General features: G+C 71.6%; 12 protein-coding genes. 9 read left to right on the top strand and 3 right to left on the bottom strand.

Annotated features, from left to right (window positions below):
• Positions 1-36: 36 nt before the first annotated feature.
• On the bottom strand, positions 37-1,086 hold the full coding sequence (locus AB0M39_RS10120) for a branched-chain amino acid aminotransferase (protein ID WP_365362209.1): 1,050 nt from the start codon (positions 1,084-1,086) through the stop codon (positions 37-39).
• A gap of 146 nt (positions 1,087-1,232) precedes the next feature.
• Between AB0M39_RS10120 and AB0M39_RS10115 the strand changes: the two genes are divergently transcribed.
• The 4 genes from AB0M39_RS10115 (at position 1,233) to AB0M39_RS10100 (ending at position 5,203) form a co-directional block, all read left to right on the top strand.
• Positions 1,233-1,460: an MbtH family protein gene (locus AB0M39_RS10115; protein WP_365362207.1), complete on the top strand. Its 228-nt coding sequence runs from the start codon at positions 1,233-1,235 to the stop codon at positions 1,458-1,460.
• A 1-nt stretch (position 1,461) separates the two neighbouring features.
• A complete protein-coding gene (locus AB0M39_RS10110) occupies positions 1,462-3,261 on the top strand; it encodes a gamma-glutamyltransferase family protein (protein WP_365362213.1) in 1,800 nt (599 codons plus the stop codon).
• A 42-nt stretch (positions 3,262-3,303) separates the two neighbouring features.
• On the top strand, positions 3,304-3,816 hold the full coding sequence (locus tag AB0M39_RS10105; RefSeq protein ID WP_365362205.1) for a VOC family protein: 513 nt from the start codon (positions 3,304-3,306) through the stop codon (positions 3,814-3,816).
• 136 nt (positions 3,817-3,952) lie between these two features.
• Positions 3,953-5,203, top strand: coding sequence for an MFS transporter (locus tag AB0M39_RS10100; protein WP_365362211.1), 1,251 nt, complete (start codon positions 3,953-3,955; stop codon positions 5,201-5,203).
• A gap of 36 nt (positions 5,204-5,239) precedes the next feature.
• On the opposite strand, the gene AB0M39_RS10095 is transcribed toward AB0M39_RS10100, so the two are convergent.
• A complete protein-coding gene (locus AB0M39_RS10095; RefSeq protein ID WP_365362203.1) occupies positions 5,240-6,082 on the bottom strand; it encodes a LuxR C-terminal-related transcriptional regulator in 843 nt (280 codons plus the stop codon).
• Positions 6,083-6,353: 271 nt separating this feature from the next.
• On the opposite strand from AB0M39_RS10095, the gene AB0M39_RS10090 reads away from it, so the two are divergent.
• From AB0M39_RS10090 to AB0M39_RS10075, 4 genes are all read left to right on the top strand, one after another.
• A complete protein-coding gene (locus tag AB0M39_RS10090) occupies positions 6,354-6,518 on the top strand; it encodes a hypothetical protein (RefSeq protein WP_365362201.1) in 165 nt (54 codons plus the stop codon).
• A gap of 86 nt (positions 6,519-6,604) precedes the next feature.
• On the top strand, positions 6,605-7,240 hold the full coding sequence (locus AB0M39_RS10085; RefSeq protein ID WP_365362199.1) for an LmbU family transcriptional regulator: 636 nt from the start codon (positions 6,605-6,607) through the stop codon (positions 7,238-7,240).
• Positions 7,241-7,316: 76 nt separating this feature from the next.
• Positions 7,317-8,387: a methyltransferase domain-containing protein gene (locus AB0M39_RS10080; protein WP_365362197.1), complete on the top strand. Its 1,071-nt coding sequence runs from the start codon at positions 7,317-7,319 to the stop codon at positions 8,385-8,387.
• A 3-nt stretch (positions 8,388-8,390) separates the two neighbouring features.
• Positions 8,391-9,482 carry a prephenate dehydrogenase gene (locus AB0M39_RS10075; protein WP_365362195.1) on the top strand — a complete coding sequence of 364 codons (1,092 nt, stop codon included), beginning with the start codon at positions 8,391-8,393 and terminating at the stop codon, positions 9,480-9,482.
• 63 nt (positions 9,483-9,545) lie between these two features.
• On the opposite strand, the gene AB0M39_RS10070 is transcribed toward AB0M39_RS10075, so the two are convergent.
• Complete coding sequence (locus AB0M39_RS10070; RefSeq protein ID WP_365362193.1) at positions 9,546-10,691, bottom strand: hypothetical protein; 1,146 nt, start codon at positions 10,689-10,691, stop codon at positions 9,546-9,548.
• A 421-nt stretch (positions 10,692-11,112) separates the two neighbouring features.
• On the opposite strand from AB0M39_RS10070, the gene gntD reads away from it, so the two are divergent.
• Positions 11,113-12,210, top strand: coding sequence for a guanitoxin biosynthesis L-enduracididine beta-hydroxylase GntD (gntD, locus tag AB0M39_RS10065; protein WP_365362191.1), 1,098 nt, complete (start codon positions 11,113-11,115; stop codon positions 12,208-12,210).
• The last annotated feature ends 44 nt before the right edge of the window (positions 12,211-12,254 follow it).

Below are 12,254 nucleotides of genomic sequence, written 5' to 3'. Positions count from 1 at the left end.
CGACGCGTGCGACGGCCCGGCCTCCGCGGCGCCGCGCTAGCCGTCGAGCCGCCTGGTCCAGCCGTACGGGTCCGCCGCGCGTCCGTACTGGATCCCGGTGAGCGTGGCGCGCAGCCTCTCGGTCACCGGACCGGCCGCGCCCCCGCCGACGGCGAACTCCCCGTCCGCCGAGCGCACCGTGCCGACCGGGGTGACGACAGCGGCGGTGCCGCAGGCGAAGACCTCGCGCAGCCGTCCGTCCGCGGCGTCGGCGCGCCACTGGGCGAGGGAGTAGGGCTGTTCGAGGACCGGGTGGCCGGCGTCGCGGGCGAGCGTGACGACCGAGTCGCGCGTGATGCCGGGCAGGATCGTCCCGCTGAGCGGCGGGGTGAGCACGGCGCCGTCGTCGAAGACGAAGAACAGGTTCATTCCGCCCAGCTCCTCCACCCAGCGCCCCTCCACGGCGTCCAGGAAGACCGCCTGGTCGCAGCCCGCCTCGCGGGCCTGCGTCTGCGCCGCCATCGAAGCGGCGTAGTTGCCCGCGCACTTGGCCGCGCCGGTGCCGCCGGGAGCGGCCCGGGTGTACGCGGTGGACACCCAGACGCTGATCGGCGCCGCGCCGCCGGGGAAAGCCGCGCCGACCGGGCAGGCGATCACACCGAAGAGATACTCCACGGCCGGACGCACCCCGAGGAACTCCTCCGAGGCGAACTGGAAGGGACGCAGATACAGACTCGTGCCCGGCCCGGCGGGCAGCCATTCCCGGTCCACCGCGATCAGTTCGCCGATCGCGTCGAGGAAGACTCTCTCCGGGACCTCCGGCATGGAGAGCCGCGCGGCCGACTCCCGCAGTCGGCGGGCATTCTCCTCGGGCCGGAACAGCTGGGCGCGGCCGTCCGGCGTGCGATAGGCCTTGAGGCCCTCGAATATCTCCTGCCCGTAATGCAGCGCGGCGGTTGCGGGAGACATCCCCATCGGGCCGAAGGGCTGGATCCGAGCGTCGTGCCAGCCCTTCCCCTCGATGTACCGGACGGTGGCCATGTGCTCGGTGAACACCGTCCCGAACAGGGGATCGGCCATGCGCGCCGCCCGATCCTCCGCAGGCATCCGGGGGTCCGCAAAGGTTTTCTCGAACGTGGTCGGATACGTGTCTCCCACGGATATCTCCTCAACTGTCAGCCGGATTCCGGGCATGCGCCAGGGTAGCGTCGTGTCCCGCCGGCGAGACGAGCGGAAAACAATGGAGCGTGACGATGAGCAACCCATTCGAGGACGAGGAAGGCAGTTATCTCGTGCTCACCAACGATGAGAATCAGCATTCCCTCTGGCCCGCCTTCGCCGATGTCCCCCAGGGCTGGAGCATCGTCCACGAAGGAATGCGTCAGAACTGTCTCCAGTACATCGAGTCCCACTGGACCGATATGCGTCCCAAGAGCCTGGTGGACGCGATGAGCACGGCCGACGCAAAGGGTGGTGCGTGAAGTGAACGCGGGCAGGCCGGAGCTGAGCGGCACGTTCGGAGCCGTCTCCTCCACACACTGGCTGCCGTCGGCGGCCGCCATGTCGGTGCTCGAGAAGGGCGGGAACGCCTTCGACGCCGCCGCGGCCGCGGGATTCGTCCTCCAGGTGGTGGAGCCGCACTTCAACGGCCTCGGCGGAGACGTGCCGATCGTCTCCTACTCCGCGGCCACGGACTCGGTCCAGGTGATCTGCGGACAGGGGCCGATGCCGCAGGCCGCCACCGCCGACCACTTCAAGTCGCTGGGCCTTGAGTACATACCGGGCTCGGGTCTGCTGCCCGCCGTGGTGCCCGGGGCCTTCGGCGCCTGGATGCGGATGCTCGCCGAGCACGGCACCCTGCCGCTGGCCGACGTCCTCGACTACGCGATCGGCTACGCCGAGAACGGCTTCCCCCTGCTGCCCGGCGCCGCCGACGCCATCGAGGTGCTGGCGCCGCTGTTCGCGACGGAGTGGACCGAGTCCGGGCGGGTCTATCTGCCGAACGGCCGTCCCCCCAAGGCCGGCTCCCGCTTCCGCACCCCCGCGCTCGCCGCGACCTACAAGCGGCTCCTGAGCGAGGCGGCCGCCGCCTCCGGCGGCCGGCAGGCGCAGATCGCCGCCGCCGAGAAGGCCTTCTACCAGGGGTTCGTCGCGGAGGCGATCGACGCCTTCGTCTCCTCGACCGCCGTCCTGGACGCCACGGGCCGGCGCCACAAGGGGCTGCTGACCGGGCAGGACTTGGCGGACTGGCGGGCCACGGTCGAGAGCCCGAGCAGCCTCGAGTACCGCGGACTCACCGTCCACAAGCCCGGGCCCTGGTCGCAGAGCCCGGTCTTCCTCCAGCAGCTGGCGCTGCTGGAGGGCTTCGACCTCAAGGGCATGGGCCTGGGCAGCGCGGAGTACATCCACACCGTCACCGAGTGCGCCAAGCTCGCCTTCGCCGACCGCGAGGCCTGGTACGGGGACCCGGACCACAGCGACGTCCCGCTCGACACCCTGCTGAGCAGCGAGTACTCCGCGGCCCGCCGCGCCCTGGTGGACGTCAAGGCAGCCGACGCGCTGCGGCCGGGCTCGCCCGGCGGCCGTACGCCGTTCGTGCCCGAACAGGCGGACGTGGACTGGCCGGTGGCGGACGGCAGCTGGATGGCGCAGCTCGCCAACGGGCTCCCCACCGTCGTCAAGGCCACCGCCGCCCGGAACGACACCTGCACGATCGTCGTCGCCGACCGCTTCGGCAACCTCGTCGCCGCGGTGCCCAGCGGGGGCTGGCTGAAGAGCTCGCCGGTCGTGCCGGGCCTCGGCCTCTCGCTCGGCACACGCGGCCAGACCATGACCCTCCAGGAGGGCCACGCCAACACCGTCGGCCCCGGCCGTCGTCCGCGGACGACCCTGAGCCCGACGCTGGTGCTCAAGGACGGCAAGCCGTTCATGGCCTTCGGCACCCCCGGCGGCGACCGCCAGGACCAGTGGACCCTGGAGTTCTTCCTGGCCTCCGTGGACTTCGGCCTCGGGCTCCAGGCCGCGACGGAGACGCTCGCCTTCCACACCGACCACTTCTCCGCCTCGTTCACCCCGCACGAGTCGCGGCCGAAGGTGCTCGCCGTCGAGCGCAACTGCGACCCGGAGGTCGTCGAGGAACTGCGCTCCCGAGGGCACGACGTGGAGCTGGCCGCCGAGTACTCGCTGGGCAAGGTCTGCGCCGTCGCGGTGGACGAGGAGGCCGGCCTGCTGCGCGCGGCCGCAAGTCCCCGCGGCCGTCAGACGTACGCCGCCTGCCGCTGATCCGACCACAGACAGGTCCGACCACAGACAAGGGAGACCGACATGTCCGACGCATCTGGCGCCGCCGTTCTGGAGGCCTCGGCGACAGGGGCCGACCCGGCGCGGCTGAGCCTGCACCACATCGCCGTGCAGACCGGCGACCTGGACGCCAGCATCGCCTGGTACCGGGAGTTCTTCGGCGCGGAGGTGAAGTGGACCCTGAACGCCTTCTCCGATCTGAGCATGGAGCGCCTTCCGGGCCTGTCGGGACTGGCCGAGGTGGTGGCCGGCGGTCTGCGCTTCCACCTCTTCACCCGCGGTCCCGAGCACGGCGTGCTCCCGCCGGCCGACAGCAACCAGTACCAGCACATCTGCATCGAGGCGGGCACGCCCGAGGAGCTGCGCTCCTGGCACGCCAAGTGGACGTCGGTGTACGAGTCAGGGGCGCACTCCTTCGCCCGGCGAGAGGCGGCCACGGACATCGTCGTGGACGGCGACGGCGTCGAGAGCTTCTACGCCTTCGACGTCAACGGCCTTGAATTCGAGTTCACCTATCTGCCCGGCGAGCGGCCGTGATCCGGCGCCCCGCCGTATGAGGCCGGCGGATGCCGGGCCCGCCCGGGCCCGGCATCCGCAGTTCCGCCGACAGTGAAGAGACGCCCTGGTTCCGGCTGTCCCGGGGAAGGGTCGGCACTGTGCGTTCCGCAACGTGATGGAGGTACCCGTGGTCCTGGCCCTGAGCCGTGTGATGCGTTCTTCGCCGTACTGGCCGGTGGTGAGCCACACGACGCTGCGGCGGATCCTTCCCGGATTCACGGTCTCCTCGCTCGGCGACGGAATGGCGGTGGTCGCGGTCAGCTGGCTGGCGATCGAGCTGGCGCCGGCCGCGGACCGGGGCGTGTGGGTCGCGCTGGCCGCGGCGGCGTACACCCTGTCCGGGGCGGCGGGCGCCCTGCTGCTCGGCCGGTGGCTGCGCCACCGTCCGCCCGCTCGACTGGCGGGCTGGGACGCGGCGTTACGCGCCGGCGCCCTCGGCGCGATCCCCGTGTTCCACGCCTTCGACGCGCTCAGCATCCATGGGTACGTCGCCCTCCTCGCGCTCTCCTCCGTACTGCACTCCTGGGGCCAGGCCGGCGTCTACACGATGCTCGCCCGCGTCCTGCCGGAGCGCGATCACCTGGCCGGCAACGCCGTGCTCTCCGGGGTGGGCTCCATAGCCACGGTGGCGGGCCCGCCGCTCGCCACCCTCCTCATCGTCTTCGGGGGCCCGGCGACGGTGCTCGCCGTGGACGCCGCGACCTTCCTGGTGCTCGCGCTCACCTTCCTCGTCGCCGTCCCCAAGGACAGCGTGCCGCAGCCCGACGAGGACCAGGCGTCGCGGTCGGCGGGCTTCGCCGTCATCCGGCGCACTCCCGCGCTGACCGGGCTGCTGGCCCTGAGCTTCGTCTTCTTCTTCCTCTTCGGCCCGGTGTACGTGGCGCTGCCCCTGCACGTGTCGGACGACCTGGACGCGTCCGCCGGCGTGCTGGCCGCGTTCTACACGGCCTTCGGCATCGGCGCCGTCGTCGGATCGGTGCTCACCGGCTTCCTCAGCAGGATGCGGCTGTGGCCCACCACGGTGGGCATCGTCATCGGCTTCGGGACGCTCATGCTGCCGATGGGCCTCGGCGCGCCGACCGCCGTGTCGGTCGTCTGCTTCGGATGCGCCGGGCTGCTGTGGCCGCCGTACGCGTCCTTGTCGACCACGCTCTTCCAGCGCTCCGCGCCCAGCGCCCTGCTGCCGCAGGCGCTGGCCGCGAGCTCCGCGGTCCGCGTGCTGTCGGTGCCCCTGGGCACCGCGCTCGGCGGACCGCTGGTGGCGGCGCTCGGCGCGGTCGGGGCGCTGCGGCTGTCGGGCGCGGCCATCGCGGTGCTCGGGCTGGCCGCGGCCCTGACCCTGCGGGCGGCCGGCGCGCGCCGGTAGCCGAGCGGCGTGGCGCCGCCCGGCCCCGCCGCACGGTCACTCCACATGGCCGTCGAGTACCCCCGAGGTCGCGATCAGATAGCCGAGCTGGCCGCGGCTGCGGCTGCCCAACTGCTCGGAAACCTTGCGCACATGCACCGCGACGCTGCGGCGGCTCATGCCGAGCCGGCGGGCGATCGACTCGTCGGTCTCCCCGGAGACGATGGCCTGCAAGATCGTGCGCTGGGTGTCGGAGATGACCGCCGACGGCTTGTGCGCGGCGCTCTGCTCGTCCACCGCGATGGCGCGCGCCCAGTCGCGCTCGAAGGTCTGCGTCAGAAAGCGGACCACCGCCGGATGCCGCACCTCGAGCGCCGCCGCCCCGCGGTCGTCGGAGACGGGGATGAACGCGACCTCCCGGTCGCAGATGATGACGCGCTCGAACACCTCGGCCAGGGTGCACACTTCGGCGCCCGCGGCCACGACCTGCTCGATGTAGGCGAGCGTGGGCGGGTGGGCGCGGACCGTGTGCTGGTAGATGGTGCGCTGGCGCGTTCCCCGCGAGAGCAGCCGCATATCGCGGTCCAGGGCGTCGACCAGATGCTCCACGGGACGGCCGCCGCCGGGCTGGGCCGTCAGCAGCTCCTCCCGGCAGTCGTCCACGGCCGCCTCCAGCGTGTTGGTGATGGCCGTGCCGCCCAACAGCAGGGTGAACGGCGGCTCCTCCTGCCGCCGGGCCTCGTTGTAGACGGCGTCGAACTGCGAGAACGCCGCCCGCAGAGACCGCTCGGCCCTGCGGTGCTCGTCCAGCTGCTCCCGCAGCGGGCGCAGTACGGACACCGCGGCCGCGGTCGGCGGGACGGGATAGGCGACGCCCGGCTCGCTGGACCGTTCGCTCACCAGTTGAAGGGTGAAAAGGCAGGCCCGGCTCTCCTGCGTCGGCAGGCTGCCCTCGGTCAGTGCTCTGCGGTAGAGCTGTAACGCCGCCCCGCACGGTTCTACGTTCGGGACTATGCCGCAATTGTCTGGGTCTGGACATAGTTGCGCATCGTTCACAATGATGCAGCTTACATTCGTGCAGTAGTTCCCTTCTTACTCGCGGGCCCCCGCCGCGGACAGCATGAGGCGACGGAGTGAATCAGCCACTCCGCAGAAAATGGGGGCTATTGCTGTGAATACGTTCATCAGGAACTTCGCCGTCCTGGCCGTCGCCGTCGTCGCACTCGGAATTGCCGTTCCGGTCGCCTCGTTCGAGCAGGCCCGCCAGACCGCGGTCGTCGCGGACTCCGGATGGGGCCCGGCCCAGCCCAAGACCGAGCCCGTCAGCGGTTCCTGACGGACGCTCATCTCATCGACCCTGTCAAGTGAATTCAAAGCCTCTCGGCATGCTCAATGAGGCTTTCTAGCGTTTGGGGTTCTGTGATGGACACCAAGGTGTTGACCGAGACGTCGGCCATCGCCGCTCGCCGCGCGCAGAGCGCGGGGGCGCCGCACCAAAAGCACACGGGAATCTTCGCCGTCGACCTGTCGGCGTCCACGGAACGCACGCGGCTGCGGCTCCCGGACGACCTCGCACTGGAGACCTGGTGCCGGATCGGGGACCAGATTCTCGCGGTGTCGGACTCATCGGCCTGGTGGATAGGCGACTGGCTCGTCTTCGGTCAGCGCAAATACCGGGACCGATATCAACGAGCCATGAAAGAGACGCTGCTCGACTACCAGACTCTGCGGAACTACGCCTGGGTGGCACGGAAGTTCGCTCCGCAGCGCAGGCGGGAGAATCTGACGTTCCAGCACCATATGGAGGTGGCGTCCCTCCCCGAGGACCAGCAGGACCACTGGCTGGACTTCGCCGCCCGCCTGAAGTGGTCGAAGACCGAGCTGCGCAGGCAGATCAGGGCCAGCACCGCACCGGACGACGCTCCCGCCGCGAGGCCGGAGGTCAGCCTGAGCCTGCGGCTGGAGGAAGCGCGCGTCAAGCGCTGGGAACAGGCCGCGCGGCGAAGCAGCAAAAGCCTGACGGAGTGGATCTCTTCCGTGCTCGACAGCGCGGCCTGAGCTCCCCGCCGACAGCACCACCACATCCCGCACGGGGAATGTGTCCCATTCGGTAAGACGGAGGAGTGCAATACCCTTGGACATCGTCACTGAGGCAGCGGGGACGGCCGGGACCGAGACCCTGGAGCTGCGCGACGAGGCGCTGATCGACACCTGGCAGCAGTTCCAGACGTCGTCGATGCCCGACCTCATCAGCGCCATGCACCTCTGCCATGTCATCCACGCCATAGCCGACACGGGCGTCCTCGCCCGTCTGCGCGACGGCAGGCGGAGCGTCCGGACCGGCCTCCTGGACGGCATGAACCAGCGCGTCGGCGAGAACATCCTGCGCTACCTCGTCGTGCGCGGACTGCTCGAGGAGTGGCAGGGCTCGTACTTCCTCACCCACCAGGGGAAGCTGCTGACCTCCGAGATCGCCCTGGCGCGCCTCGGCTTCTATGTGGAGGCGTACGGCCCGGTCACCCAGGCCACCGGCGATCTGCTGACGGGAGCGGCGGTGTACGGCGCGGACGTGCACCGCAGCAACGGCCCGCTCAGCCGGCACTGCGGCACCGTGTTCGCCAAGTACTACACGCCGATCATCCTGGAGGCGATGCGGGACCGCGGCGCCAAGCGGATCCTGGACCTCGGCTGCGGCGCGGGGCAGCTCCTCGTGGACGCCGCTCTGAGCGACCCGGAGATCACCGGGGTGGGCCTGGACATCGCTCCCGCGGCCGTCGAGGTGGCCCGCGAGCTCGCCCGGAAGCACGGCCTCGAGGACCGGCTGGAGTTCGTGGTCGCCGACGCCTTCGACCCCTCCACCTGGCCCGAGGTCTGCCATGGAGCGGAGGTCATCAGCGGGATAGGCGTGCTGCACGAGCACTTCCGCGACGGCGACAAGGCGGTCGTGGACATCCTCGACGCGTACGCCGGATACCTCACCGGCGAGAAGATGCTGCTCATCGGCGAGCCCGAGCCGTACTACGACGACCGCGAGAACGACTCGGACTTCTTCCTCATGCACGTACTGACCGACCAGGGGTTCCCGGTCGACCGGAAGGAGTGGGCCGCGATCTTCGAGCAGACCCGGCTGAGGTGCCGCCGCGTCCTGACGCGGGCCACGGCGGGACCGCGGATGTGCTTCTACGACCTCGTGCCGCGGGGCTAGTCCATGCGCACCGCGGCCATCGTGGGAACGGGCCTGATCGGCACGTCCATCGCACTCGCCCTGCGGGCAGCCGGCGTGGGCACGCATCTGATCGACGTCGACCCCGTCGCGGCGCGCACCGCGGAGGCGCTCGGCGCCGGCACGACGCGGCCGCCGCCGGACGTCGTGGACATCGCCGTTCTCGCGGTGCCGCCGACCCAGGTGGCCCCGGTGCTCGCGGCGTCGCAGAAAGAGGGCCTCGCCCGCTGCTACACCGACGTCGCCAGCGTGAAGTCCCTTCCCCGCCGGGAGACCGAGGCGCTCGGATGCGACCTCGCGTCCGTGGTGGGCGGCCACCCGCTGGCCGGCGGCGAGCGGTCCGGGCCGCTCACCGCCCGCGCGGACCTGTTCGACGGGCGTCCCTGGGTCCTCGTGCCGAGCCGGACGAGCAGCACGCTCGCCCTCAACTGCGCCCTGGAGCTGGTGGCGCTGTGCGGCGCCACGCCCGTGCTGCTGGACGCCGAGGTCCACGACCGGGCGCTGGCCATGGTCTCGCACGCCCCTCATCTGATCTCCAGCCTCGCGGCGGCGCGGCTGCTGGAGGCGGACGAGTCCGCGCTGCGGCTGGCCGGACAGGGGCTGCGGGACGTCACCCGCGACGCCGGGGGCAGCCCGGCGCTGTGGGCCGACGTCCTCGCCGCCAACGCGGGTCCCGTGGCGGCCGTGCTGGACGCCTTCGCCGCAGACGTGCGCGAAGCGGCCGACGGCCTGCGCGAGTTGGCCTCCGGATGCGACGAGGAGACCGGCCGCGCCGGCGGCGCCGGGCTGGTGGAGTCCCTGCAGAGGGGCGTCGACGGCCGCTCGGCGATCCCGGGGAAGTACGGAGTGCCTCAGAGCGCCTTCTCGGCGGTGGAGGTGACCGTCGGGGACAGCCCCGGCGAACTGGCGCATCTCCTCGGCGATGTGGCGGCCGCCGGGTTCAACATCGAGGACGTGGACATCGAGCACTCCACGGACCATCGGGCGGGCCGCGTCCGGGTCTTCGTGGTGCGCGAGCGGGTGCGCGATCTCGCGGCGGAGCTGCGGCTGCGGAACTGGGCCGTCCAGAGCTGCTGACGCCGGACGGCTCCGGGGCGCTCGTGCCCCGGAGCCGTCCGGCGTCCCACAGCGGGGCGACGGTCAGCCGGGCGGCGCGGGCTCGGCCTGGAACTCGCTCTCCAGCCAGCGCGCCGTGTCCGCCACGACGTCGTCGGCGGACCGGTCCGCGTCGAGCGGCGTACGGGAGTCGGCGAGCCGCCGCCACAGACCGGCGGCCGGCTCCGACCCGGTCTGCCGGGACAGCTCGGCGAGCGTCAGGAAGAGCGAGGCCACGGTCCGCCAGGCCCGTTCCAGGGACTCGGCCACCTCGGCGGTCCGTTCCGGCGCGTCGGGCTCGCGCTCCGAGGCGTGACGGTGCGCCTTGATCGCCTCCAAGTGGGCCGCCGCGGCGCCGACGGCGTCCGAGAACCCGCCTCCCGCGCTCGGACCGGCCGCGGGGAACAGGAGCCGGCCGCCGTTGTGGCGGGGGTCGAGCACGAGCGCCTGCTGCCGCTCGGCGAGAAAGGCCGCGCGATGCAGACACAGCAGCTGCCGTGCCGCGCAGCCCGTCGGCGGCCGGCCGCAGTGCACCGTCCAGTGCGCCAACTCGCCGCCTTGGGCGATGAGCTGGTCGACCGAGGTGAAGATCAGCTGCCAGGCCCGGCGCAGCACATACGGCTGCGCCAGCCGCTGCTCGCCGGAGCCGGAAGTGGCGCCAGCTCCGGCGCTGGATGTGGATCCGGAGCCCGAGCCCGGGCCGGCGCCTGGGCTGCCGCCGGGCCCGTGCTCGGCGCCGCCGGCGAGCAGGGCCGAGAGCCGCTGCGTGCCGGCGGCGCCCGCGCGCAGAAGCGTCCGCAGGCGCACATGGTGGTGCAACGCGTGCGCGAGCGCCGGGAGGTCGTCCGCGCCGTCCGTCCGCGGCCGGACGTCCAGCCGCACCGGGGAAAGGTCCAGACGGCGCAGCACCTCGGCGGCCGGCTCGGGCCGCCAGGCGCCGGGCCCTTCCCGCCACCACGCCCAGCCGTGGCCCGCCGCCGCGCGGACGGCCTGCGCGAGCGGCTCCTGGGCGGCGCCGCCGGCGCCCTGGCCGCGGTCCAGCGGCACGACAGGCGTGAAGTCCTTGTTCCACTGCGCGGCGAGCGCCGTGCGCAGTTCGGCGTCCGGCGAGGCCGGGCGCGGGGGAGTGCGGCTCAGCAGGAGCCAGAGCATGGTGCGCGTGACGTCCGGCGGCTGCACGCCGTCGCCCATATGACGCGAGTAATTCGGCGCGGTGTTCTCGGCGTACGGCGGCCCGATATCCCCGACCGCATCGGACGAGAAACGCGGCTGTCGCCCCGGAAAGAGCCTGCGCCCCCAAGAGGACTGGGAGAGAAGGGGTGAAACCGGACACGGTTCGTCCCATGCGTCCGGCGGCCGGTGAGCATACGTCATATATCTGCTGCCTCGTTTCGTCGGGAAAGCATCGCCCCCCTGCGCCCGTCTCGCCGGCGAGACGCTATCGCCGCTGTTCACAGACTCCCAGAAGGTCCGAACGCGAATCCGATACGGCTGCTCGGTCCGGTCGGTAGGTTTGCGCCGAGAAACACTGCTCACGGGATAAACGACACCTGCCACGACGTGAGCAAGCTCCGGAAGGTGGGTGGCTGCTGGATTCGAGGGGAAGATTTCCATGGGAACCGCAATAGCCTCTATTTCTCAAGCACTTGCGGAGGAACTGCGTCCGCGCGCCGCCGACGATGTTCCCTGTCTGGAGTTGAGCGAGGCGGAGAGAGCGCTGATCGGGGAGCTCGCCGACGCAGCCCTGGACGCCGCGCCCGGTGTGCCGCTGGAGCGCCGGCTCGACGAAGTCGCCCTGCTCGCCCATGAGATACCCGTACGCGTCAAGGCGCAGCTGACCGGCTTCCGGCTCACCGGCCGCCCCTACGGCGGGCTGCTCCTGGCGAATCTGCCCGTCGACGAGGCGCTGGCCGGCCCGACCCCCACCGCCTACACCGACGACCCGGCCGGCCGCGAGGCGGAGCGGGCCTCGGCGCTCCTGATGCTGCTCGGATCCCTTCTCGGCGACCCGGTCTCCTATATGACGCAGCAGCGCGGCCGAATGGTCCTCGATCTCTTTCCCATCGCGGGCCACGAAGAGCAGCAGCTCGGCTCCAGCTCGACCGGAAATCTCGAATGGCACAACGAGGACGCGTTCCACCCGCTGCGCGCCGACTGGATCATGCTGTTGTCGCTGCGCAACCACGACAAGGTGCCGACCACATTCGCACCGGTCCAGGACATCGAACTCGACGCGCGCACACGCGAGCTGCTCTTCGAGGAGCACTACGTCATTCTTCCCGACGACTCGCACACCGTCGCTTTCAACAGCACCACCACCGGAATCGCCGCGGACTCCCAGACGGTCGACGCCTTCCAGCAGATCGCCGAAATGCACGAGAAGCCCCGGCGCACCGCTGTCCTCTCCGGATCCCCCGAGGCGCCCGCCATCTGCATCGACCCGGCCTTCATGCCGGGCGAGCTGCACGAAGGGGCGCCGGCCGAGGCGCTCAAGGCCCTCGTCCGCGGCATCGACGCGGGGCTGCGCGACGTCGTCGTCGCCCCCGGAGAGCTGATGATCATCGACAACAAGCGGGCCGTGCACGGACGGCGCCCCTTCACCGCCCGCTACGACGGCACGGACCGCTGGCTGCGCCGGCTCAACGTCCTCGCCGACCTGCGCACCGCGGACGGCCGGCGGCACTGCGACCACGGACGCGCCCTGACATGACAGAGCCGCGTCGGGCCCGGCAGCCGGGCCCGACGCACACGGCG

Source organism: Streptomyces sp. NPDC051907 (genome assembly GCF_040681075.1).
Classification (GTDB): domain Bacteria; phylum Actinomycetota; class Actinomycetes; order Streptomycetales; family Streptomycetaceae; genus Streptomyces.
This window is presented reverse-complemented; position numbering and strand designations above follow the sequence as displayed.